We start from the raw sequence: 24095 nt of genomic DNA, 5'->3' as shown, positions 1-24095 counted from the left end.
GATGTCCGCCGGCGCTGGGTGCAGTCGCGACTGTTGGAAAAAGGGCTAATCGCGGACGGCGGCCAGCATGCCGTCGCCGAGCGGCACCAGCGCGGGGGTGAGCCGCTGGTCCTCGGCGATCAGCCGGGCGGCCTCGCGGACCGCGACCACCTCGGCGTCGCGTGCCGCCGGATCGCCGGCCCGGCCACCCAGCGCCGCCCGATGCACCACGATCACGCCGCCGGAGCGCAGCAGGCGCACACCCTCGACGACGTAGTCCGGCTGGTCGATGGGGTCGGCGTCGATGAAGACGAGGTCGTAGGACTCGTCGGCCAGCCGGGTGAGGACCTCCTGCGCCCGCCCGCTGATGAGCCGGGTGCGCGACGGCCCGATGCCGGCCTCGGTGAAGGCCTGCTTGGCCAGGCGCAGGTACTCGGGCTCGATGTCGATGGTGGTCAGGACGCCGTCGTCGCTCATACCCGACAGCAACCAGAGCCCGCTGACGCCCGCGCCGGTGCCCACCTCGGCGACGGCCTTGCCGCCGCTCAGCTTGGTCAGCAGACTCAGCAGCGCGCCGACCGCGGGCGTCACCGCCCCGGCGCCGATGTCGACGGCGCGCTCGCGGGCGCCGGCCAGGATCTCGTCCTCGGAGATCGACTGCTCGGCATGGGCGGAGAGCGATTCGGCTCGACTCGGGGCCGCCTGGCCGGGGGTTTCTTCGTCGGTGCCGTTCATGCCCGCAGCGTATTCCAAATCGCCCCGCAGTCCGACAGGCGCGCGGCAGCCGCGGCGTTTGCGGACACGCCCGGCGCGCCCGAAGTGATTAACCTCGCGCCACTCGGGTATGCGCTGGTCAGCGAAGGTAACGATCTGGTTTCTCAGCCAAACCTCAGATTGCTCCTATGTCGCGCATACGCCAATGCGCGACGGTGACCGTATGGAACGCGGAGGGCGCTGGGTGGGGAATACAGACTGGCAGCTGTGCGTTGCCGCCAACGACGAATTGCCAACCCTTGGCAGGGCAAACTCGGAGGATCCGACCATCACCACATTTTTGAGTCCGACCAGCATGTCGCACGCGCAGCAGTGCCCCGACGACGCCTGGGTGGAAACCTCGGACTCGTTGCAGGGCACCGCGGTGTTCGACGCGACGGGCGACGTGGCGACGATGCCGTCGTGGGACGAGTTGGTGCGCCAGCACGCCGACCGGGTGTACCGGCTGGCCTATCGGCTCTCCGGTAACCAGCATGACGCCGAGGACCTCACGCAGGAGACCTTCATCCGGGTGTTCCGGTCGGTGCAGAACTATCAGCCCGGCACGTTCGAGGGCTGGTTGCATCGCATCACCACCAACCTGTTCCTCGACATGGTCCGGCGCCGCGCGCGTATCCGGATGGAGGCGCTGCCCGAGGATTACGACCGAGTGCCCGCCGACGAGCCCAACCCCGAGCAGATCTACCACGACGCCCGGCTGGGTCCCGATCTGCAGGCCGCGCTGGATTCGCTGCCGCCGGAATTCCGGGCCGCGGTGGTGTTGTGCGACATCGAGGGCCTGTCCTACGAGGAGATCGGTGCCACCCTCGGCGTGAAGCTGGGCACCGTCCGCAGCCGCATCCACCGTGGGCGCCAGGCGTTGCGCGACTACCTTGCGGCGCACTCCGACCACGGCGGCGACGTGCTGCACTCGAAGTCGGCATAGCGCCGGTCGCGCCTCGACTCAACAGGGTTTCGCGGTCCGTGCACGAGCGATTGAGCACCTCATCGCGCTACATTCGTGGTGTAGAGGCAGCGAAAGGACGGGTGATGGCCGACCGAGGACATGTGTTTCGTCGCGCGTTCTCCTGGTTGCCGGCGCAGTTCGCCTCGCAGAGCGGCGAGCCGGTCGGCGCGCCGCGCCGCTTCAGCTCGACCGAGCATCTGTCCGTGGAAGCCATCGCGGCCTTCGTCGACGGCGAGCTGCGGATGAACGCGCATCTGCGCGCTGCACACCACCTGTCGTTGTGCCCGCAGTGCGCGGGCGAGGTCGACGACCAGGGCCGTGCCCGCGCGGCGCTGCGCGACTCGCGGCCGATCCGGATTCCCAGCGCGTTGCTCGGGCTGCTCTCCGAGATTCCGCACTATCCGCACGACGACACCCCGCCGACGGTGGCCGAGCGCGACGCGCGCGACCAGCGCAAGCGCCGATAGATACTAGGGTGGACACGCGAGCGCTCAGTAGCGGATTCAAAGGGACCTCCAAAGGGACCTCTAAAGGGGCAAGGTGACCTCCGACCAAGGCTTCGATCAGACGCGGGACAGCGGCAACAACGGGGACAATCGCCTGGCGCCGCGTCCCGTTTCCCGGCCACCGGTCGACTCCGCGTCGCGTCAAGCGTTCGGACGTCCGCTGGGGCAGCAGGGATCCTTTGTCGCCGAACGGGTTAGGCCGTCCCGATTCCAGCATCAGGCCGATTTCCGGCCGCACGAGCGACCCGCCGACCCCGTCCTGCAGGAGGCGTTCAGCCGACCCGACGGCGTCACCGACACCCTGCAACGCCACCCGATCGACGCCGCCGCGCTGGCGGGCGAGAAAAACGGCTCCGGCACCGACGAGCCGGACGATCCGTGGCGGGATCCGGCTGCCGCGGCAGCGCTGGGGACCCCGGCCGTCGCGCCGTCGTTCCCGCACGCCCCGTCGGGCTACGGCGGCAAGCTGGGCGTGCGCGACGTGCTCTTCGGCCGAAAGGTGTCCTACCTCGCGCTGGCCGTCCTGCTACTGATCGCGCTGGTCATCGGCCTGATCGGCGGGGTGATCGGGCGCAAGACGGCCGAGGTCGTCGACGCGTTCACCACGTCGAAGGTGACGCTGTCGACCGACAACAACACCGAGGGTCCCGCCGGGCGGTTCGCGAAGGTCGCCGCAGCCACGGCCAACGCGGTCGTGACGATCGAGTCGAAGAGCGACCAGGAGGGCATGCAGGGATCCGGCGTCGTCATCGACGGCCGCGGCTACATCGTGACCAACAACCACGTGATCTCCGAGGCCGCCAACAACCCCAGCCAGTTCAAGACGACGGTGGTGTTCAACGACGGCAAAGAAGTGCCCGCCAACCTCGTGGGTCGCGACCCGAAGACCGACCTGGCCGTGCTCAAGGTCGACAACGTCGACAACATGAGCGTGGCCCGGCTCGGCGACTCCGACAAGGTCAGGGTCGGCGACGAGGTGCTCGCCGCGGGCGCGCCGCTCGGGCTGCGCAGCACCGTGACGCACGGCATCATCAGCGCGCTGCATCGCCCCGTCCCGCTGTCCGGTGAGGGCTCGGACACCGACACCGTCATCGACGCCCTGCAGACCGACGCCTCGATCAACCACGGGAACTCCGGTGGGCCGCTCATCGACATGGACTCACAGGTGATCGGCATCAATACGGCCGGTAAGTCGTTGTCGGACAGCGCAAGTGGGCTCGGGTTCGCGATCCCGGTCAACGAGGTCAAGTCGGTGGCGCAGGCGCTGATCAAGGACGGCAAGATCGTGCACCCGACCCTCGGCGTGAGCACTCGGTCGGTGAGCAACGCGATCGCGTCCGGCGCGCAGGTTGCCAACGTCAAGGCCGGCAGCCCCGCGCAGAAGGGCGGGATCCTGGAAAACGACGTCATCGTCAAAGTCGGCAACCGCAAGGTCGCCGACGCCGACGAGTTCGTCGTCGCCGTACGGCAGCTGACCATCGGGCAGGACGCTCCCATCGAGGTGGTCCGCGATGGCCGCAACGTGACGTTGACGGTGAAACCCGACGCTGACGGCGGCTAGATGTTTTCGAATCTCAGCTGGGAGCACATCATGGTGCTCGTCGTGGTCGGCCTGGTCATTCTCGGGCCGGAGCGGCTCCCGGGCGCCATCCGGTGGACGTCGAACGCGCTGCGCCAGGCGCGCGACTACCTCAGCGGCATGACCAGCCAACTGCGCCAGGACCTCGGGCCCGAGTTCGACGACCTGCGTGCCCCGCTCAGCGAGCTGCAGAAGCTGCGTGGCATGACGCCGCGCGCCGCGCTGACCAAGCACCTGCTCGACGGCGACGATTCGTTCCTCACCGGCAACTTCGAGCGGCCGGCCAACGGGACGGCGCAGCCGGCGAACGGGCAGGGCAACGGCGCCCACGCAGAGGTGCCCCAACACGCGCCAGGGCAAACGCCGTTCGACACCGACGCGACGTAGCACCCTGGATTCCACGAGCGTAAGCGCACCGCTAATTCCGCGGCCAAAAATCGCAGCAGGCTTACGCTCGCGGCGACTGAGCCGCAGGTCTTACTTCCGGGTAGGGTCCAGCCCCAGCGACACGCCCGCCAGCCCGCGCCGGCGCGCGGACAGGCCGTCGGCCACGGCGCGCAGCGCCTTGCCCACCGGGGAATCGGGGCGGCTCAAGACGATCGGCGTGCCGGCATCTCCGGCGGCCACCAGCGCGGGGTCCAGCGGGATCTGCCCGAGCAGCGGCACGTCGGCGCCCACGGCCCGCGTCAGCCGCTCGGCGACCTGCTCGCCGCCGCCCTCCCCGAAGACCTGCAGCGTGGAGCCGTCCGGCAGGGTCAGCCCCGACATGTTCTCCACCACGCCGACGATGCGCTGGCGGGTCTGCAAGGCGATGCTGCCCGCCCGTTCGGCGACCTCGGCGGCCGCGAGCTGCGGGGTGGTCACCACCAGGATCTCCGCGTTGGGGATCAGCTGCGCCACCGAGATGGCGATGTCGCCGGTGCCGGGCGGCAGATCGAGCAGCAGCACGTCCAGGTCGCCCCAGTAGACGTCGGCGAGAAACTGCTGCAGCGCGCGGTGCAGCATCGGCCCACGCCACACCACCGGAGTGTTGCCCTCGGTGAATTGGGCGATCGAGATGACCTTCACGTCGTGGGCGACCGGCGGCAGGATCATCGACTCGACCTGGGTGGGCCGGTCGGTGGTCCCCATCATCCGGGGGATGGAGTGGCCGTGGATGTCGGCGTCCAGCACGCCCACCGACAGCCCCCGGGCGGCCATCGCTGCGGCCAAATTGACTGTGACAGTGGACTTTCCGACGCCGCCCTTGCCGGATGCGACGGCGTACACCCGGGTGAGAGAGCTGGGCTGGGCGAACGGGATGACGGGCTCGGCGGCCCCAGAATTCGGGCCGCGCAGCTGCTTGCGCAACTGCGTGCGTTGTTCGTCGTTCATCACGTCGAGAGTGACCCGCACCGCGCCGGTGCCTGGGACGTCGGCGACCGCCGCGGTGACGCGTTCGCTGATCTCGGTCTTCTTCGGGCACGCGGCCGTGGTCAGGTAGATCTCGACCTGCACGCCGCCGTCGGGGGCGACGTCGATGCTCTTGACCATGCCGAGTTCGGTGATGGGCCGCCGCAATTCGGGGTCGATCACCTTGCCCAGTGCGGTGCGGATGGCGGCGCTCAGGTCGGCTTCGGGTCCAGCAGAGTCATGACGAGGCATCACCGCCGAGTGTAGGCGGCGCGGCTTTGCGCTCGGCCCGCAGGCAGCTCAGTGGGCGAACGGTGACGCCGGAGCGGGCGCGGCGGCCGGCGGCGCGTCCTGCGGTGCCCACGGCGGTGACGCCGGAGCGGGCGCGGCGGCCGGCGGCGCGTCCTGCGGTGCCCACGGCGGTGACGCCGGAGCGGGCGCGGCGGCCGGCGGCGCGTCCTGCGGTGCCCACGGCGGTGGCGGCGGTGCCTGCGGCGCCCACGGCGGTGGCGGCGGTGCCTGCGGTGCCCACGGCGGTGGCGGGGCGTCGGCCGGCGGGTTCTGCGAGCTGATGCAGATCAGCGTGCAGCCGGGCATGTGGCCCTGGGGCGGTTGCTGGGTCGGCGGGGCCATCCACGGGAACATCGGCGGTGTCGTGGCGGCCGGCTGTTGGCCGGTCAGGTCGATCAGCGGCATCCGCGCCATCGGGTCGTTGATCGACAGGCCGTTGATGTTCATCGGCAGACCGGGGCCCAGGCCTTCCGGATGCTCGTCGTGCGTGCTGCCGAGCGGTGGTGGAGGGCCGGTGATCGGCGGCAGGTCGACCGGGACGACGCCGGTGGCGTAGGCGGCCGCCCAGCCCAGCACGTTCTGCGCGTACGGCATCGAGTTGTTGTAGCGCAGGATCGCGGACATCACGCCGTTCGGGTCGCGCAGATTCAGCCCGCCGCTGCACAGGTAGCGGGCGGCGGCCAGGGTGGCGTCGAAGATGTTCTGCGGGTCGGCGGTCCCGTCGCCCTTGCCGTCGGAGGCGTAGCGCGCCCAGGTGCCGGGCAGGAACTGCATCGGCCCCATCGCGCGGGCGTAGGTGACCCGACTGCCGGCGCTGCTGGAGATGATGACCTCGTTGCCGGGCAGTGTGCCGTCCAGCGCGGGGCCGTAGATCGGGTTGACCGCGGTGCCGCGTGAGTCGACGGCGCCGCCGCCGGCGTGGCCGGACTCGATGCGTCCGATCCCGGCCAGCAGGTTCCAGCTGACGCCGCAACCCGGGGCCTCGACGGCCATCCGCTGTTCGGCGTTGCGGTAGGCCGACAGGGCGATAGTCGGAATGCCTAGTGCACCAGGCGCGTTCACGATCATCGGCGGCGGTGGCGCGGACCGGGTGGCCGAACCGATGTGAAATGCCGTCGGGGCGTGGTCCAGGCCGATGACGACGGGACCGCTGAGATCGGGGACCGTCGGCGAAACCGCGGCGACCGGAGTGATGACGGCGTGCACCGACGGGATCGGGCTCTTGGCGACGCCGTGCGTCGTGGTCGGCGCGCCCGAGACGGCTCCGGCGAGTACCAAGGGAGCGATCACGGCTACGCCGAATACCGGCGTGCGTGTTATGCCAACCCGTTTCGGTGCCGCCGCGTCGACTTGGCGTGCACCCCAGCGTCCCCCTACGCGCACTCGACCGTCCTAAGTTGTTGAGCTGCCGGAAAAGTTCTGTGAGCTGCCGGAAACCTCTTCTTAGCTTCGTGAACTAGATCAACATACATAACTCCCGTGACGGGAGTGGCGCAATGGCGGATTTGATATTCAGAGGGATTTCTTGGCCGTTTGCTCCAGGTTTTTATCGCCGCGGACGTCGGTTTCCTGCGGCGCGTGCAGCGGCGGAGCGGTCAGCACATCGCGTAGTTCGTCCAGCTCGTCGCGCAGGTACTCGCGGGTCACGACCTCGCCGATGGCCAACCGCAGCGCGGCCAGTTCGCGCGCCAGGAACTCGGTGTCGGCCTTGGTCTGCGCGGCGCGGCGGCGGTCCTCGTCGAGGGCGACGCGGTCCCGGTTCTCCTGCCGGTTCTGAGCTAGCAGGATCAACGGGGCGGCGTAGGCGGCCTGGGTGGAGAAGGCCAGGTTCAGCAGGATGAAGGGGTAGGGGTCGAAGCGCTGCTCGACGGCGATGAGGTTGAAGGCGATCCAGACGATCACGACGACGGTCTGGATCAGCAGATAACGACCGGTACCGAAGAAGCGGGCGATGGCCTCGGTGCTCTGCCCGATCGTTTCGGGATCCAGCCGCAGCGACAGGCCCCGCGACGTGCGCGGGGTGTACAGCCGCCGCGGCGGCGTCGGCTTGGTCACGGGGTGCCTCCGGTTGCGGCGGCCGCGGCGTCCAGCTCCTGCGCGTCGGCCCGCCAGTCGTGCGGCAGCAGGTGGTCGAGCAGGTCGTCCACGGTCACCGCTCCCAGCAGGTGGTTCTCGTCGTCTACCACCGGGCCGCAGACCAGGTTGTATGCGGCGAAATACCGGGTGACCGACGCCAGGGACGTCTCCGGGGCCAGGGCGAGTAGGTCGTTGTCGACGATCCCGCCGACGAGTTCGCTCGGCGGTTCGCGCAGCAGCCGCTGCAGGTGTACGCAGCCCAGGTAGCGCCCGGTCGGGGTGGCCGTCGGCGGCCGCGTCACGAACACCATCGACGACAGCGCCGCGGTGAGGTCGCCGTCGCGCGCCCGGGCCAGGGCCTCGGCGACCGTCGTATCGGCGGTCAGCACCAGCGGATCCGACGTCATCAACCCGCCCGCGGTGTCGGGCGAGTGCGTCAGCAGCCGGCGCACCGGTTCGGACTCGTCGGGGTCCATCCGGGTCAGCAGCAGCTCGGCGTCAGTCGGGTTCATCTCGCCGAGCAGGTCGGCGGCGTCGTCGGGATCCATCTTTTCGAGCACGTCGGCCGCGCGCTCGGTGCCCAACTGCGACAGCGCCTCGGCCTGCTCCGACTCCGGCAGCTCCTGCAGGATGTCGGCCAGCCGCGAATCGCCCAGCGCCTTGAACACCTCGAGGCGCCGCTTGGGCGGCAGGCCACGGATGGCATCTGCGACGTCGACGGCGCGGCGCCCCTCGAATTGGTTGAGCAGCTGGGCCACCGCCTGGCCGGGCATCGCCAATGCCGACGGTGTCAGCCCCTGCACGCTGCGCCAGTCCACAACGTTCACTGGCCCGCGCCGTCCCAGTCGCCGCTGGGGTCGGACCGCCACCCGGGTCACCAGCCAGTCGCGGGTGCGGGACTGCTCGATCCCCAGGTCGGTGATCACGACGTCGTGCCCGGCTAGCTCGGGCAGCTCGGGGTCGTTGACCTTGACCTGGGTGTCGAGGATCTGCCCCATCGCCAGCACCTCGCCGGGCCGCTGCTCGAAGTGGCGCAGCGACACGCTTCCGGTGCTCAGCGTGACTGCGTTGGGCTCGATCGTCCCGACCCGCAGGATCGGGATGAAGATGCTGCGATGCGTCGCCAGATCGACGACGAGCCCCAACACGCGCGGTTGTTGGCGCACGATGCTGATGCTGATCACGACGTCGCGCACCCGGCCGTAGTTCTCGCCGAGCGGACCCAACACCAGCATCCGCGCGAGCCGCGCGACGTACACCCTGTTGACCGGTGCCATGGCAAAGAGCCTAAGCAGCCGGGCGCGCAGCCGCAGCGTCGTGGCGCGTGCCGCTAGCTCGAATGCATGGCAAAGATGCCGACGACCAAAGCGATGACCAGAGTGGCGATTCCGATCACGATCCCGGCGACGGCAATCGCGTAACCGTCCTGCCGGGTTCGCTTGATCTGGTCGAGCGCGATGATGCCCAGGACGATGGCGACGATGCCGCCGATGCAGCAGAACAATCCGGTGAACGACGAGATCAGCGAGCCGATGGCCATCCCGTTGGTCCCCGGCGGGGGCCCGTAACCGCCTGGGTAGTCCTGCCCCGGGTAGTAGTCGCCTGGGGGCCGGTAGCCCGGTGGCGGCCCGCCGTAGCCGGGCGGCGGTGCGGAGTAGCCGAAGGCCGGGGGCGGATATCCGGGGGGCGGGTAGCCGCCCGGCGGCTCCCAGGGGGCGTCCCAGGCAGGCCTTTCGGGGTCCTGGCCGCCACCACCGCCCGGAGTTGTCATGCTGTTCAACCTAGCGGCCGCGACCGGCGTTCGCGGGCACCGGAGGACTTCGCCTCAGCGTGAATTGGGGGTGGGGTGAAAGGATGGCACGGACGGAGGAGAATGGCGCCGATGACTAGTCCTTTCCAGCCCGGGCAGGTGCCCGGCGCAACGCCCGGCGGCGCGGTCGCGGGGCGGCGCAGCGCGCCCGGTCTACCGACTCCGCCCAAGGGCTGGCCGGTCGGGTCGTATCCCACCTACGCCGAGGCGCAGCGTGCCGTCGATTACCTGTCCGATCAGCAGTTCCCGGTCCAGCAGGTGACCATTGTCGGCGTCGACCTGATGCAGGTGGAACGGGTTACCGGCCGGCTGACGTGGCCCAAGGTGCTTGGCGGCGGTGTGCTCAGCGGGGCGTGGCTCGGGCTGTTCATCGGCTTGGTGCTCGGCTTCTTCAGCCCCAGCCCGTGGGGCGCGCTGCTGACGGGTTTGGTCGCCGGGGTGTTCTTCGGCTTGATCACCTCCGCCGTTCCGTACGCAATGGCCCGCGGCACAAGGGATTTCAGTTCTACCATGCAACTGGTCGCCGGTCGCTACGACGTGCTCTGCGAACCGCAGAATGCCGAAAAGGCGCGGGATCTGTTGGCCCGCCTGGCGATTTGAGGCCGGACGAAAGACTGAGGTTCGGGTGAACCGCGGGCGCGCACGCCGGGCCGGCGTCATCGTGCTGGCGACGCTGATCGTCGCCTCGCTTTCGGCCTGCGGCTCCGCCGGCCACGGGCTGATCATCAGCTTCTACACACCGTCGGATGATTCCGCGACGTTCACCGCGGTGGCCCAGGCGTGCACCACGCAATTCGGCGGCCGGTTCGCCGTCGCGCAGGTCGGGCTGCCCCGGGCCCCGGGGGAGCAACGCCTGCAGCTGGCCCGCCGCCTGACCGGTCACGACCGCACCCTGGACGTGATGGCGCTCGACGTGGTGTGGACGGCCGAGTTCGCCGAGGCCGGCTGGGCGCTTCCGCTGTCCGACGACCCGGCCGGTTTGGCCGAGGCCGATGCGGGAGTCGACACCCTGCCCGGCCCACTCGCGACAGCGCGCTGGAAGCACAGACTGTATGCGGCACCGGTCACCACCAACACCCAATTGCTTTGGTACCGGCCGGATTTGGTGAAGCAACCGCCACGCGACTGGAATGAGATGGTGGCCGAAGCGACCCGGCTGCACGCCGCCGGCGAGCCGAGCTGGATCGCGGTGCAGGCCAACGAGGGCGAGGGCCTGGTGGTCTGGTTCAACACGCTGCTGGAAAGCGCGGGCGGTCAGGTGCTCTCCGAGGACGGCAGCCACGTCACGCTGACCGACACCCCCGAGCACCGGGCCGCGACCGTGACTGCGCTGCGGATCCTCAAGGCGGTGGCCACCGCGCCCGGTGCCGATCCCTCGATCACCCGCAGCGACGCGGCCACCGCGCGGCTGGCGGTCGAGCAGGGCCAGGCCGCGCTGGAGGTCAACTGGCCGTTCGTGCTGGCCTCGATGCTGGAGAACGCCGTGAAGGGCGGCGTCAGCTTCCTGCCGCTCAACCAGAATCCGGCGTTGGCCGGCAGCATCAACCAATACGGCAGCTTCGTCCCCAACGACGAGCAATTCCAAGCCGCATACGCGGCCAGCCGGAAGGTGTTCGGATTCGAGCCGTACCCGGGCGTGCTGCCCGGCCGGCCGGCCAAGGTGACGATCGGCGGCGCTAACCTGGCGGTGGCCAGCACCACGCGTCATCGCGCCGAGGCGTTCGAGGCCGTGCGCTGCCTGCGCAGCCTGCAGAACCAGAAATACGTGTCCCTCAACGGCGGACTGCCGGCGGTGCGCACCTCGCTGTACTCCGACCCGCAATTCCAGGCCAAGTACCCGATGTACATGGTGATCCGCCAGCAACTCACCGATGCCGCTGTGCGTCCGGTCACCCCGGCCTATCAGGCGATGGCGATCAGGCTCGCCGCGGCACTGAGCCCGATCACCGAGATCGATCCGGACTCCACCGCCGACGAGCTGACCAAGCAAGTCCAGAAGGCCATCGATCGAAAGGGGTTGCTGCCGTGACGCGCGGGTGGCCGGCGCGCCTGGGCGTCCGCAGCCTTCCCGCCGAGCATCGACTGGCCTTCATCCTCGTCGCGCCCGCGGCGCTGCTGATGCTGGCGGTGACGGCCTATCCGATCGCCTATGCGATCTGGCTGAGCCTGCAGCGCAGCAATCTGGCCACCCCGAACGACACCACATTCATCGGACTCGGCAACTACCAGACGGTGCTGACCGACCGGTACTGGTGGACTGCGCTGGCCGTAACAGTTTCCATCACAACGGTTTCCGTGCTGATCGAGTTCGTGGTCGGCCTCGCGCTGGCGCTGGTTATGCACCACACCCTCGTCGGCAGGGGCCTGGTTCGCACCGCCGTACTCATCCCGTACGGCATCGTCACCGTCGTCGCGTCCTACAGCTGGTACTACGCGTGGACCCCGGGCACCGGCTACCTCGCCAACCTGTTGCCGCGCGGTGTCGCGCCGCTGACCGAACAGATCCCGTCGCTGGGCGTCGTCGTGCTCGCCGAGGTCTGGAAGACGACGCCGTTCATGTCGTTGCTGCTGCTGGCCGGGCTGGCCCTGGTACCGCAGGACCTGCTGAAGGCCGCGCAGGTGGACGGCGCCGGCGCCTGGCGGCGGTTGCTCCGGGTCACGCTGCCCATCATCAAGCCCGCCGTCGTGGTGGCGCTGCTGTTCCGGACGCTGGACGCGTTCCGCATCTTCGACAACATCTACGTGCTGACTCAGGGCGCCACCGATACCGACTCGGTGTCGATCCTGGGCTACAACAACCTGTTCAAGGGCTTCGACGTGGGACTCGGCTCGGCGATCAGCGTGCTGGTCTTCGTGTGCGCGGGCATCATCGCGCTGGTGTACATCAAGCTGTTCGGGGTCGCCGCCCCCGGTGGTGACGCCGATGGACGCTGAGTTGACGCGCGGGCGGCGCGCCGCGCTGTGGGCCGTCGTCGACGCCCTGGTCGTGGTGTACGCCGGGCTTCCGGTGCTGTGGATCCTGAGCCTGTCGCTGAAGCCGACGTCAATGGTCAAGGACGGCAAGCTGATTCCGTCGTCAGTGACCCTGGACAATTACCGGGGCATCTTCCAGGGCGACGTTTTCAGCTCGGCGCTGGTCAACTCCATCGGAATCGGCTTGATTACCACAGTGATCGCGGTGGTGCTGGGCGCGATGGCGGCCTATGCGATTGCCCGGCTTGACTTTCCCGGCAAGCGGCTGCTGATCGGCGCCACTCTGCTGATCACCATGTTCCCGGCGATCTCGTTGGTCACGCCGCTGTTCAACATCGAGCGGGCGGTGGGCTTGTTCGACACCTGGCCGGGTCTGATCCTGCCCTACATCACCTTCGCCCTGCCCTTGGCGATCTACACGCTGTCGGCCTTTTTCCGCGAGGTCCCGTGGGACCTGGAGAAGGCGGCCAAGATGGACGGCGCCACGCCGGGGCAGGCATTCCGCAAGGTCATCCTCCCGCTCACGGCGCCCGGCCTGGTGACCGCGGCGATCCTGGTGTTCATCTTCGCGTGGAACGACCTGCTGCTGGCGCTGTCGCTGACCGCCAGCCGGGCGGCGGTCACCGCGCCGGTGGCCATCGTGAACTTCCCCGGCACTTCGCAGTTCGAGGAGCCGACGGGATCGATCGCGGCCGGGGCGATAGTGATTACGGTCCCCATCGTCGTGTTTGTTCTAATCTTCCAACGACGGATTGTCGCCGGGTTGACTTCTGGCGCTGTGAAGGGATAGCGCGATGGCCGAGATTGTGCTGGAGCACGTCAACAAGAGCTACCCCAACGGGGCGATCGCGGTCGCCGACCTGAACATCACCATCGCCGACGGCGAATTCCTGATCCTGGTCGGCCCGTCCGGCTGCGGCAAGACCACGACGTTGAATATGATTGCGGGCCTTGAGGACATCTCGTCGGGCGAATTGCGCATCGGCGGCGAACGCGTCAACGAGAAGGCACCCAAAGACCGCGACATCGCGATGGTGTTCCAGTCCTACGCGCTGTACCCGCACATGACGGTGCGGCAGAACATCGCCTTCCCGCTGACGCTGGCGAAGATGAAGAAGGCGCAGATTGCGCAGAAGGTCTCCGAAACCGCCAAAATCCTTGACCTGACCGAACTTCTGGATCGAAAGCCCTCTCAATTGTCGGGTGGCCAGCGGCAGCGGGTGGCGATGGGCCGGGCAATCGTGCGCCAGCCCAAAGCCTTTCTGATGGACGAGCCGCTGTCCAACCTGGACGCCAAGCTGCGAGTGCAGATGCGCGGCGAGATCGCCCGGCTGCAAAAGCGGCTCGGCACCACCACCGTCTACGTAACGCACGACCAGACCGAGGCCATGACGCTGGGGGACCGCGTGGTGGTCATGCACGGCGGTGTTGCGCAGCAGATCGGCACGCCCGCCGAGCTCTACGAGCGGCCCGCCAACCTATTCGTCGCGGGCTTCATCGGCTCGCCGGCGATGAACTTCTTCCCCGCCACGCTGACCGCGACCGGGCTGAAGCTGCCCTTCGGGGAGGTGCTGCTCGCCCCGGACGTCCAGGAGGTCATCGCCGGGCATGACACCGCGAAGAACGTCATCGTCGGGGTGCGCCCCGAGCACCTGGCCGATGCCACATTGATCGACGGCTATCAGCGTATCGGGGCGCTGATCTTCGAGGTCAACGTCGACCTGGTGGAATCGCTGGGCGCCGACAAGTATGTGTACTTCTCCACGGCGGGCTGGGACGCGCACGCGGCCCAATTGGACGAGCTGGCCGCGGAGGCGGACGCACACGAAAACCATTTCGTGGCAAGGGTTCCCGCGGCTTCCAAGGCGGCGATCGGGCAGCCGCTGGAGCTGGTTTTCGACGCCACCAAACTGGCTGTCTTCGACGCCGACTCGGGCGTGAACCTGACGATCCCGGTGCCTGCCGCGCGGTGACCCTGGACCAGGTGAGGGCGCACCTGCACGCCCACTTCGGCGCGGAGTCCGACTCCGCGCGGGTGACGTTTGTGGGCACCGAAGCCATCGAGGTGCTGCGATTTCGTTCGGGTACAGATCAATTGGTGCACTATGTGTCGCTGGGCTGCTCGCGGCACCCGATGACCGATCCGACCGAACTGGTCACCACCTCGGTGCGCGGCCCGCGCGCCGAGGTGGTGCTTACCCTGCGGGATCCCGGGCTCGTCAGCGGCATCGCCCGCAGCCTGGCGGTCCTGGCGGCCGCGCCGGCCGTCGACGGTGTGGTGCTGGTGGCCGACGCGCTGATCGATCTGGGCACGCCGCTGTGGGCGCGGCCGAACGCGCGGGTGGCGTTCACGGCGGTGTTGTTGGGCCGCAGCGATATCGCCGATCTGCCGCTGGAGTCGCCGCGCGATCCGGTGCGCTTTCTGTCCGCCACGCCGATAACGCCGACTGAGGCCGCCTGGGTGCGGCTCAAGGGCGCCGAGGCGATGCGACAGGCATGGCGCAATGACGGCGTCGATGTGCTGAACCCCAACCGCCGCGCGGTGCAACCGAATTGAGCGGGCGCTCACGCCCTTGGGTGTGCGCTCACGGCGTTGGGTGTGTCGCTCACGGCGGCAAAATGGCGAAAATCCCGTCCCGCGCGCACTCTCAAATCCCTCATCGCACAGCCAAGGCCCTACCGCACGACCAAAGCCCCAGGCGCGCACGCCGCACGGCCTAAAGCCAGTTGTTCCTGCGGAATTGGAAGTACAGCGCCAGGCAGGCCAGGCTCGTCGCGGCCATGATGCCCGGGTAACCCCAGGTCCAGTTCAGCTCGGGCATGAAGTGGAAGTTCATGCCGTAGATCGCGGCGATCATGGTGGGCACCGCCAAGATACCGGCCCAGGCCGCCATCTTGCGCATGTCGTTGTTCTGCTGCATGCCGACCCGGGCCAGCGCCGCCTGCACCAGCGAGTTGAGCATGTCGTCGTAGCTGGCGATCTGGTCGGCGGCCTCGGACTGATGGTCGGCGACGTCGCGCAGATAGCGCCGCACCTCCTTGGAGATCAGGTCCTTGTTCTCGATCTGCATCCGGTGGAACGCGCCGGACAGCGGGCCCACGCACCGCCGCAGTTCGACGACCTCGCGCTTGAGGAGATAGATCGGTTCGACGTCGAGCTTGCGGCCCGGGGCGAACGCCACTTCCTCGATGCTGTCGATGTCGGCCTCCATCGCGCGGCTCACCTCGAGGTAGTGGTCCACCACGTGGTCGGCGATGGCGTGCATCACCGCATACGGTCCCAGCCCCATTTGGTCGATGTCGGTGTCCATCCGCTTGCGCACATCCGACAGGCCGCCGTGTCCGCCGTGTCGCACGGTGACCACGAAATCCCGGCCGACGAAGACCATGATCTCGCCGCTTTCCACGATCTCGCGGGCCAGCACCACCGATTCGTGCGGCACGTAGTTCACGGTCTTGAGGACCAGGAACAACGTGTCGTCGTAGCGCTCCAGCTTCGGCCGTTGATGCGCGCACACCGCGTCTTCGACGGCCAGCGGGTGCAGCCCGAAAACCCGCGCCACGTCCTGCATCTCGTGCAACGCCGGCTCGTGCAATCCGACCCAGACGAACGCCTCGTGCCCGAGCTGTTCGATCTGGCGGACCTTGTCGAGGGCGGCGGCGTAGCCGGGCTTGCCGGGCAGCCGGTGGCCCTCGGCGTAGACGGCGCAGTCGACCAGGCTGGCGTGCGGCGGCGGCGGAGGCGGCTCCGCGCGCGGTTCATGCGCGATGGTCCGCAGCGCCTCGGGCAAGGCGTCGAAACCCTCGAACAAACCGACCTCCTTTCGCGGCGCCGACCTGGCCAAGCGGTGGTCCATCGTACGCGTCCGGCCGGAACAGCACGTGACAACGGCGCGGTGGCCGCGCGCCGGTGGATGTGGCCGGTGCGCTAGTTTCGACCACGACCGAAACTCTCGAAGGAGTAAATCGAAGTGAGCCCAAGTCCTCTGAAGGTCGCCGTGACCGGTGCTGCCGGCCAGATCGGTTACAGCCTGTTGTTCCGCCTGGCCAGCGGCTCGCTGCTGGGTCCCGACCGTCCGATCGAGCTGCGGCTGCTCGAGATCGAGCCGGCGCTCAAGGCGCTCGAGGGCGTCGTGATGGAGCTGGACGACTGTGCCTTCCCGTTGCTGTCCGGCGTCGAGATCGGTGCGGACGCCAACAAGATCTTCGACGGCGTCAACCTCGCGCTGCTCGTCGGCGCGCGCCCGCGCGGGCCGGGTATGGAGCGCAGCGACCTGCTGGAGGCCAACGGCGCGATCTTCACCGCCCAGGGCAAGGCGCTGAACTCCGTCGCCGCCGACGACATCCGCATCGGCGTGACCGGCAACCCGGCCAACACCAACGCGCTGATCGCGCTCAGCAACGCCCCCGACATTCCCAAGGAGCGGTTCTCCGCGCTGACCCGCCTGGACCACAACCGGGCGATCTCGCAGCTGGCCAAGAAGACCGGCGTCGCGGTCACCGACGTCAAGAAGGTGACTATCTGGGGCAACCACTCGGCCACCCAGTACCCGGACATCTTCCACGCCGAGGTCGGCGGCAAGAACGCGGCCGAGGTCGTCAACGACCAGAACTGGATCGAGAACGACTTCATCCCCACCGTCGCCAAGCGCGGCGCGGCGATCATCGACGCCCGAGGCGCCTCGTCGGCCGCGTCGGCCGCGTCGGCCACCGTCGACGCCGCCCGCTCCTGGCTGCTGGGCAGCCCCGATGGCGACTGGGTGTCGATGGCGGTCTACTCCGACGGCAGCTACGGCGTGCCCGAGGGAATCGTCTCCTCGTTCCCGGTGACCACCAAGGACGGCAACTGGTCGATCGTGCAGGGCCTGGACATCGACGAGTTCTCCCGGGGCCGCATCGACAAGACCACCGCGGAGCTGGTCGACGAGCGGGCCGCCGTCACGGAGTTGAAGCTGATCTGAGGTCGTCATCGATTAGGACTACTAATGAGTAGTCAGTACCCTGATGCGGTGTCAGAAATTGCGCAGTCCGAAAAATTCGTCATCGGCGATGACGAGATCTTCGAGGCGCACGCTGGGGGAAAGCTCTCCGTAGAGCTCAAGTCCCCGCTGGACACCAAGCGCGCCCTGTCGATCGCCTACACCCCGGGCGTCGCGCAGGTCAGCCGGGCGATCGCCGCCGATCACACGCTCGCGGCCCGCTACACCTGGGCCAACCGGCTGGTGGCCGTCGTCAGCGACGGGAGCGCAGTGCTGGGCCTCGGCGACATCGGCCCGGCCGCGGCGCTGCCGGTGATGGAGGGCAAGAGCGCGCTGTTCAAGGAGTTCGCGGGGCTCGACGCGATCCCGGTCGTGCTGGCTACCAAGGACCCCGACGAGATCGTCGAGACACTGGTGCGGCTGCGGCCGACGTTCGGCGCGGTCAACCTCGAGGACATCTCGGCCCCTCGCTGTTTCGAGATCGAGCGACGGGCAATCGAGGCGCTGGACTGCCCGGTGATGCACGACGACCAGCACGGCACGGCGATCGTGGTGCTCGCGGCGATGAAGGGTGCGTCCAAGTTGCTCGGCCGCGACATGAGCTCGCTGAAGGTGGTGGTCTCCGGTGCCGGCGCTGCGGGTGTTGCCTGCTCTAAACTACTTCTGGCAGAAGGCGTTTCGGATATCACAGTGCTCGACTCGCGCGGCGTCCTGCACAGCGACCGCGACGACATGAACGCGGTCAAGGCCGATCTGGCCCGCCTCACCAACCCCCGCGGCGTCACCGGGGGCATGGTGGAGGCACTCGGCGGCGCCGACGTGTTCCTCGGGGTTTCGGCGGGCGTAGTGCCCGAGGAGCTGATCGCCACGATGGCGCCCAACGGCATCGTGTTCGCGCTGTCCAACCCCGACCCGGAGATCCACCCCGACATCGCGGCCCGCTACGCCGCGGTGGTGGCGACCGGCCGCAGCGACTTCCCGAACCAGATCAACAACGTGTTGGCCTTCCCGGGGGTGTTCCGCGGCGCCCTGGATGCCGGGGCGCGCCGGATCACCGAGAAGATGATGGTGGCGGCCGCCGAGGCGATTTACTCCGTCGTCAGCGACGACCTCGCGCCCGACCGAATCGTCCCGAGCCCGCTGGACCACAGCGTCGGCGAGGCGGTGGCCAAGGCGGTGGCTCAGGCTGCGGAAGCCTGACCGGCCGCGGGCCACGCGGGTGAGGGCCGGCAGGCTGGCCGCCCTGCTGGTGGCCGCCGCGTTGGGAATGCTCTCGTGCGCCGGCTGCGCCACCCACCCCGGCAACAGCCATCCGGCCGGGGTGGTGGTCGGTTCCGGGCGCGACGCTGAGTCGACGCTGCTGGCCGCGATCTACGCGGCGGCACTGCGGTCCTACGGCTTCGCCGCCCGCACCGAGACGAGCGACAGTCCGATGGCCCAGCTGGACTCGGGAGCGTTCACCGTCGTGCCGGCCTTCACCGGTCGGATGCTGCAAATCCTGCGGCCGGGCGCGGCGGCGCTGTCCGACACGCAGGTCTACCGCACGATGGTCGCGGCGCTGCCGGAAGGGGTCGCCGCGGGCGACTACACCACGGCGGCCGAGGACAAACCGCTGTTGGTGGTGACGCAATCGACCGCCAAGGCGTGGGGCGGCAACGACCGCAATGCGGATCTTTCCCTGGTGCTCAAGCATTGCGACGGGCTGGTGCTCGGGATCGTCGCCGGCCGCGGGGCGCCGGAGGCGATCCGCGGTTGCCGGCTGCCCGTGGCACGCGAATTCCTGGACGAGGCAACGATGTTCAATGCTGTGCGGGCCGGTCAGCTCACCGCGGCGTGGACCAGCACCGCCGACCCGGCGATCCCCGGCGACCTGGTTTCGCTGGCCGATGGCAAGCCGACGCTCATCCAGGCCGAGAACGTGGTGCCGCTGTACCGGCGCAACGCTCTGACCGACCGGCAGTTGCTGGCGATCAACGAAGTGGCCGGCGTGCTGGATACCGCGGCCCTGGCCGACATGCGCCGTCAGGTGGCGTCCGGCGCGGACCCGCAGGTGGTGGCCGGCGGCTGGCTCGGCGAGCACCCGCTGGGCCGCTGAGCCCTAGCGCGGGATCAACCGTCCCATCGACGAGCCGACGACGCGCTGATAGCCAGAGCCGAGCAGGCGGACCATGATGTCGAGGATCTTGGCGTCGGCGCCCACCAGCACCCGCGCCCGGTTCTTGTGCACGCCGTCGAGGATGATGCGGGCGGCTTGCTCCGGGCTGGTGCGCGCCAGCCGCTTGTCGAACAGCTTGGCCAGTTGATCGGGGTCGAGGCCCTCGGCGGCGGTGGCGTTGCGGGCGATCGCGGTCTTGATGCCGCCGGGGTGCACGGTGGTCACTTTCACCGGGTGCTTCGCCAGGATCATCTCCTGGCGCAGCGCCTCGGTGAAGCCGCGGACGGCGAACTTGGCCGAGTTGTACGCCGCCTGGCCCGGCACCGAGAACAGCCCGAAAATGCTGGAAATATTGATGACGTGGCCGTCGCCCGAGGCGATCAGGTGCGGCAGAAAGGCCTTGGTGCCGTTCACGACGCCCCAGAAGTCGACGTCCATCACCCGCTCGATGTCCTTGAACTGGCTGACCTCGATGTCGCCGGTGAAGGCGATGCCGGCGTTGTTGTAGATCTGGTTGACCTTGCCGAAATGCTCCTTGACGGCGTCGGCGTACAGCAGGAACGCCTCGCGTTCGGTCACGTCCAGGCGGTCGGCCTTGACCGGGGCGCCGATCGCCTTGAGCTGCTCCTCGGTGTGCGCCAGGCCCTCGGTGTCGACGTCGCTGATCGCCAGGCTGGCACCCGAGCGGCCCAGCTCGATGGCCAGCGCCTGCCCGATACCCGAACCGGCACCGGTGACGACCGCGACCTTGCCTGCGAACCTCTGCATGTACCCGCTCCCTCGTCTTGAGCAACTGCGTCGAGGTTAGCCGGTACCGGCGGTCCCCGATACCGCCGGGTCTTCGTCCCTCAGCCGAACGCCGTGCGCAGTCCGTCATCGACCCGGCCGTTCGTCTTCGTCCCTCAGCCGAACGCCGTGTCGAGGATCTCCTGCTGCTCGACCGCGTGCACCTTCGACGAACCCGACGACGGCGCCGACATCGCCCGGCGGGAGATCCGCTTGATCCCCGTCAGCTTTTCCGGCAGCAGCTCCGGCAGCTCCAGGCCGAACCGCGGCCACGCGCCCTGATTGGCCGGCTCCTCCTGGACCCAGAAGAACTCGTGGGCGTCCTCGTAGCGGTCCAGCGTCTCGCTGAGCCGCCGCTTCGGCAGCGGCGCCAACTGCTCGATCCGCACGATCGCCACGTCGTCGCGGTTGTCCTTGGCCTTGCGTGCCACCAGCTCGTAGTAGATCTTGCCGCTGGTCAGCAGGACCCGCCGGACTTTGCCGCGATCGCCGATGCCGTCCTCGTAGGTGGGTTCCTCGAGCACCGAACGGAACTTGATCTCGGTGAAGTCCCGGATGTCGCTGACGGCCGCCTTGTTGCGCAGCATGGACTTCGGGGTGAAGACGATCAGCGGGCGCTGCACACCGTCCAGCGCGTGCCGGCGCAATAGGTGGAAGTAGTTCGACGGCGTCGACGGAACCGCGATCGTCATCGAACCCTCCGCCCACAGTTGCAGGAAGCGTTCGATGCGGCCCGAGGTGTGGTCGGGTCCCTGCCCCTCGTGGCCGTGCGGCAGCAACAACACCACATTGGACAGCTGGCCCCACTTGGCCTCGCCGGAGCTGATGAACTCGTCGATGATCGACTGGGCACCGTTGACGAAGTCGCCGAACTGCGCCTCCCACAACACGAGTGCGTCCGGGTTGCCCACGGTGTAGCCGTATTCGAAGCCCACGGTGGCGTACTCGGACAGCGGGGAGTCGTAGACCAGGAACTTGCCGCCGGACGGGGTGCCGTCCTTGTTGGTCGCCAGCAGCTGCAACGGGGTGAACTCCGCGCCGGTGTGCCTGTCGATGATCACCGAATGCCGCTGGGAGAAGGTGCCGCGACGGGTGTCCTGGCCGGACAGCCGGACCAGCTTGCCCTCGGCGACAAGCGATCCCAGGGCAAGCAGCTCACCGAAGGCCCAGTCGATCTTGCCCTCGTAGGCCATCTCGCGGCGCCTCTCGAGCACCGGCTTGACGCGCGGGTGCACGGTGAATCCGTCCGGAACGGCCAGGAACGCGTCGCCGATGCGGGCCAGCAGCGACTTGTCGACCGCGGTGGACAGCCCCGCGGGCACCACCTGGTCAGCCTCGACGGACGAACTCGGTTGCACGCCGTGCTTTTCCACCTCGCGCACCTCGTTGAACACCTGCTCCAGCTGGCCCTGGTAGTCGCGCAGCGCGTCCTCGGCCTCCTTCAACGAGATGTCGCCGCGGCCGATCAGCGCTTCGGTGTAGCTCTTGCGGGCCCCGCGCTTGGTGTCGACGACGTCGTACATGTACGGGTTGGTCATCGACGGGTCGTCGCCTTCGTTGTGCCCGCGGCGGCGGTAGCACAGCATGTCGATCACGACGTCCTTGCGGAACTTCTGCCGGAAGTCCACTGCCAGCCGTGCCACCCACACGCACGCCTCCGGGTCGTCGCCGTTGACGTGAAAGATCGGCGCACCAATCATTTTCGCCACATCGGTGCAGTACTCGCTGGATCGGGAGAACTCCGGTGCGGTGGTGAAGCCGATCTGGTTGTTGACGATCACGTGGATGGTGCCGCCGACGCGATAGCCCGGCAGCAGCGCCAGGTTCAGCGTCTCGGCGACCACGCCCTGTCCGGCGAAGGCGGCGTCGCCGTGCAACATCAGCGGCACCACCGCGAAGCTCTTGCCGCCGTAGTCGTCGGTGCCCCGGTCCAGCAGGTCCTGCCTGGCCCGCACCAGCCCCTCCAACACCGGGTCGACGGCCTCCAGGTGCGACGGGTTGGCGGTCAGCGACACCTGAATGTCGTTGTCGCCGAACATCTGTATGTAGACCCCGGTGGCGCCCAGGTGGTACTTGACGTCACCGGAACCGTGCGCCTGCGACGGGTTCAGGTTGCCCTCGAACTCGGAGAAGATCTGTGAGTAGGGCTTGCCGACGATGTTGGCCAGCACGTTGAGCCGGCCCCGGTGCGGCATCCCGATGACCACCTCGTCCAGACCGTGCTCGGCGCACTGGTCGATCACCGCATCCATCAGCGGGATCTGACTCTCGGCACCTTCCAGCGAGAACCGTTTCTGCCCAACGTATTTGGTTTGCAGGAAGGTTTCGAAGGCCTCGGCGGCGTTGAGCTTGCTCAGGATGTACTTCTGTTCGCCCACAGTGGGTTTGACGTGTTTGGTTTCGATGCGCTCCTCGAGCCAGCGCTGCTGTTCGGGCTCGAGGATGTGGGTGTACTCGACGCCGATGTGGCGGCAGTAGGCGTCGCGCAGCAGGCCCAGCACGTCGCGCAGCTTCGAGTACTCGCGGCCGCCGAAGCCGTTGACCTTGAACACCCGGTCCAGATCCCACAGCGTCAGGTCGTGATTGAGGATCTCCAGGTCCGGGTGGCTGCGGAACCGGCTGGTGTCCAGCCGCAGCGGGTCGATGTCGGCCATCAGGTGGCCGCGGTTGCGGTAGGCCGCGATCAACTCCATCACGCGGGCGTTTTTGTCGACGATCGAGTCCGGGTTGTCGGTGCTCCACCGCACCGGCAGGTACGGGTTGCCCAGTTCGCGGAAGATCTCGTCCCAGAACGCATCCGAGAGCAGCATCTCGTGGATGGTGCGCAGGAAGTCGCCGGACTCGGCGCCCTGGATGATGCGGTGATCGTAGGTCGAGGTCAGGGTGATCAGCTTGCCGATGCCGAGCTCGGCGATGCGTTCCTCGCTGGCGCCCTGGAACTCCGCGGGGTATTCCATCGCGCCGACGCCGATGATCGCGCCCTGGCCGGCCATTAGCCGCGGCACCGAGTGCACGGTACCGATGGTGCCGGGGTTGGTCAGCGAAATCGTCACTCCGGCAAAGTCTTCCGCGGTCAGCTTGCCATCGCGGGCGCGCCGCACGATGTCTTCGTAGGCCGAGACGAATTCGGCGAAGCGCATCTCCTCGCACTTCTTGATGCCGGCCACCACCAGCGAGCGCTTGCCGTCCTTGCCCTGCAGGTCGATGGCCAGGCCGAGGTTGGTGTGCGCCGGGGTGACCGCGGTGGGTTTGCCGTCGACCTCGGCGTAGTGCCGGTTCATGTTGGGGAACGCCTTGACCGCCTGCACCAGCGCGTAGCCCAGCAGGTGGGTGAACGAGATCTTGCCGCCGCGGGTGCGCTTGAGCTGGTTGTTGATGACGATCCGGTTGTCGATCATCAGCTTGGCCGGGACGGCCCGGACACTGGTCGCCGTCGGCACGTCCAGGGACGCGGACATGTTCCTGACGACGGCCGCGGCGGCGCCGCGCAGCACCTGCAGCTCGTCGCCCTCGGCGGGCGGGGGGGTCGGGGCTTTGGCGGGTGCGGCGGCGGCGCCGTTGCCGCTGGTTGCAGGTGCGGGTGCGGCCTTGGCCGGGGCGGGTGTCGCGGCCGTGGGCTGTGCCGGTGTGGCGGGCTGGGGTTGCGGCGGCTTCGCGGCGCTCGGGGTGTCCTGCGCCGGTGCGATGGACTCGGGGTTGTAGTCAACCAGGAATTCGTGCCAGCTGGGATCCACCGACGACGGGTCGTCGCGGAACTTGCGGTACATTTCTTCGACCAGCCATTCGTTTTGCCCGAACGGTGAACTTACGTTGCTCACGGCCGCTGTTCGCCTCAATTCCTTTGTTCTG

General features: G+C 68.4%; 22 protein-coding genes. 13 read left to right on the top strand and 9 right to left on the bottom strand.

What is annotated here, in order from left to right:
- Positions 1–45: 45 nt before the first annotated feature.
- On the bottom strand, positions 46–714 hold the full coding sequence (locus MSG_RS18810) for an O-methyltransferase (RefSeq protein ID WP_096441945.1): 669 nt from the start codon (positions 712–714) through the stop codon (positions 46–48).
- A gap of 202 nt (positions 715–916) precedes the next feature.
- On the opposite strand from MSG_RS18810, the gene sigE reads away from it, so the two are divergent.
- The 4 genes from sigE (at position 917) to tatB (ending at position 4171) form a co-directional block, all read left to right on the top strand.
- A complete protein-coding gene (gene sigE / locus MSG_RS18805) occupies positions 917–1678 on the top strand; it encodes an RNA polymerase sigma factor SigE (RefSeq protein WP_096444662.1) in 762 nt (253 codons plus the stop codon).
- 104 nt (positions 1679–1782) lie between these two features.
- Complete coding sequence (rseA, locus tag MSG_RS18800; protein WP_096441943.1) at positions 1783–2166, top strand: anti-sigma E factor RseA; 384 nt, start codon at positions 1783–1785, stop codon at positions 2164–2166.
- 73 nt (positions 2167–2239) lie between these two features.
- Positions 2240–3766, top strand: a complete 1527-nt coding sequence (gene htrA / locus MSG_RS18795) for a serine protease HtrA (protein WP_096441941.1) — start codon at positions 2240–2242, stop codon at positions 3764–3766.
- Positions 3767–4171, top strand: coding sequence for a Sec-independent protein translocase protein TatB (gene tatB / locus MSG_RS18790; RefSeq protein WP_096441939.1), 405 nt, complete (start codon positions 3767–3769; stop codon positions 4169–4171).
- Between the two features lie 90 nt (positions 4172–4261).
- On the opposite strand, the gene MSG_RS18785 is transcribed toward tatB, so the two are convergent.
- The 5 genes from MSG_RS18785 to MSG_RS18765 form a co-directional block, all read right to left on the bottom strand.
- On the bottom strand, positions 4262–5428 hold the full coding sequence (locus MSG_RS18785) for an Mrp/NBP35 family ATP-binding protein (RefSeq protein WP_096441937.1): 1167 nt from the start codon (positions 5426–5428) through the stop codon (positions 4262–4264).
- A 48-nt stretch (positions 5429–5476) separates the two neighbouring features.
- Positions 5477–6850, bottom strand: a complete 1374-nt coding sequence (locus MSG_RS18780) for a lytic transglycosylase domain-containing protein (RefSeq protein ID WP_096441935.1) — start codon at positions 6848–6850, stop codon at positions 5477–5479.
- 129 nt (positions 6851–6979) lie between these two features.
- Entirely contained in the window at positions 6980–7522 is a 543-nt protein-coding gene (locus MSG_RS18775) for a DUF1003 domain-containing protein (RefSeq protein WP_096441933.1), read from the bottom strand.
- Positions 7519–8820, bottom strand: coding sequence for a magnesium transporter MgtE N-terminal domain-containing protein (locus tag MSG_RS18770; RefSeq protein WP_096441931.1), 1302 nt, complete (start codon positions 8818–8820; stop codon positions 7519–7521). Before MSG_RS18770 ends, MSG_RS18775 begins: the two co-directional genes overlap by 4 nt.
- Before the next feature lie 53 nt (positions 8821–8873).
- Positions 8874–9314, bottom strand: coding sequence for a DUF4190 domain-containing protein (locus MSG_RS18765; protein ID WP_096441929.1), 441 nt, complete (start codon positions 9312–9314; stop codon positions 8874–8876).
- A gap of 111 nt (positions 9315–9425) precedes the next feature.
- On the opposite strand from MSG_RS18765, the gene MSG_RS18760 reads away from it, so the two are divergent.
- The 6 genes from MSG_RS18760 to MSG_RS18735 are packed head-to-tail and all read left to right on the top strand — an operon-like array spanning position 9426 to position 14883.
- Positions 9426–9953, top strand: coding sequence for a general stress protein (locus MSG_RS18760; protein WP_096444661.1), 528 nt, complete (start codon positions 9426–9428; stop codon positions 9951–9953).
- Between the two features lie 25 nt (positions 9954–9978).
- A complete protein-coding gene (locus MSG_RS18755; protein ID WP_269458606.1) occupies positions 9979–11382 on the top strand; it encodes an extracellular solute-binding protein in 1404 nt (467 codons plus the stop codon).
- The gene (locus MSG_RS18750) at positions 11379–12287 is read left to right on the top strand and encodes a carbohydrate ABC transporter permease (RefSeq protein ID WP_232011079.1); all 909 of its coding nucleotides are present in this window, start codon (positions 11379–11381) and stop codon (positions 12285–12287) included. The genes MSG_RS18755 and MSG_RS18750 overlap by 4 nt, the downstream gene beginning before the upstream one ends.
- Positions 12277–13116: a carbohydrate ABC transporter permease gene (locus tag MSG_RS18745; protein WP_096441925.1), complete on the top strand. Its 840-nt coding sequence runs from the start codon at positions 12277–12279 to the stop codon at positions 13114–13116. Before MSG_RS18750 ends, MSG_RS18745 begins: the two co-directional genes overlap by 11 nt.
- A gap of 4 nt (positions 13117–13120) precedes the next feature.
- Positions 13121–14299, top strand: a complete 1179-nt coding sequence (locus MSG_RS18740) for an ABC transporter ATP-binding protein (protein WP_096441923.1) — start codon at positions 13121–13123, stop codon at positions 14297–14299.
- Positions 14300–14301: 2 nt separating this feature from the next.
- On the top strand, positions 14302–14883 hold the full coding sequence (locus MSG_RS18735; protein ID WP_096444659.1) for a suppressor of fused domain protein: 582 nt from the start codon (positions 14302–14304) through the stop codon (positions 14881–14883).
- A gap of 160 nt (positions 14884–15043) precedes the next feature.
- On the opposite strand, the gene MSG_RS18730 is transcribed toward MSG_RS18735, so the two are convergent.
- The gene (locus tag MSG_RS18730) at positions 15044–16138 is read right to left on the bottom strand and encodes a magnesium and cobalt transport protein CorA (protein ID WP_096444658.1); all 1095 of its coding nucleotides are present in this window, start codon (positions 16136–16138) and stop codon (positions 15044–15046) included.
- 159 nt (positions 16139–16297) lie between these two features.
- Here MSG_RS18730 and MSG_RS18725 point away from each other — a divergent pair, with 159 nt between their 5' ends.
- The 3 genes from MSG_RS18725 to MSG_RS18715 are packed head-to-tail and all read left to right on the top strand — an operon-like array spanning position 16298 to position 19400.
- Positions 16298–17287 (top strand): malate dehydrogenase, encoded by a 990-nt coding sequence (locus MSG_RS18725; RefSeq protein WP_096441921.1) that lies wholly within the window; start codon positions 16298–16300, stop codon positions 17285–17287.
- Positions 17288–17311: 24 nt separating this feature from the next.
- A complete protein-coding gene (locus tag MSG_RS18720) occupies positions 17312–18505 on the top strand; it encodes an NAD(P)-dependent malic enzyme (RefSeq protein WP_096441919.1) in 1194 nt (397 codons plus the stop codon).
- A gap of 19 nt (positions 18506–18524) precedes the next feature.
- Complete coding sequence (locus MSG_RS18715) at positions 18525–19400, top strand: glycine betaine ABC transporter substrate-binding protein (RefSeq protein ID WP_096441917.1); 876 nt, start codon at positions 18525–18527, stop codon at positions 19398–19400.
- Positions 19401–19403: 3 nt separating this feature from the next.
- Here the strand turns inward: MSG_RS18715 and MSG_RS18710 are convergent, their stop codons facing one another.
- Positions 19404–20228 (bottom strand): SDR family NAD(P)-dependent oxidoreductase, encoded by an 825-nt coding sequence (locus tag MSG_RS18710; RefSeq protein WP_096441915.1) that lies wholly within the window; start codon positions 20226–20228, stop codon positions 19404–19406.
- Between the two features lie 134 nt (positions 20229–20362).
- Positions 20363–24064, bottom strand: coding sequence for a multifunctional oxoglutarate decarboxylase/oxoglutarate dehydrogenase thiamine pyrophosphate-binding subunit/dihydrolipoyllysine-residue succinyltransferase subunit (locus MSG_RS18705; protein ID WP_096441913.1), 3702 nt, complete (start codon positions 24062–24064; stop codon positions 20363–20365).
- Positions 24065–24095: the final 31 nt, after the last annotated feature.

The sequence above is a fragment of the Mycobacterium shigaense genome, from assembly GCF_002356315.1.
In the GTDB taxonomy this organism is placed as follows: domain Bacteria; phylum Actinomycetota; class Actinomycetes; order Mycobacteriales; family Mycobacteriaceae; genus Mycobacterium; species Mycobacterium shigaense.
Note: the sequence above shows the minus strand (reverse complement) of the source record. Positions and strands in the feature narration are given on the sequence as shown.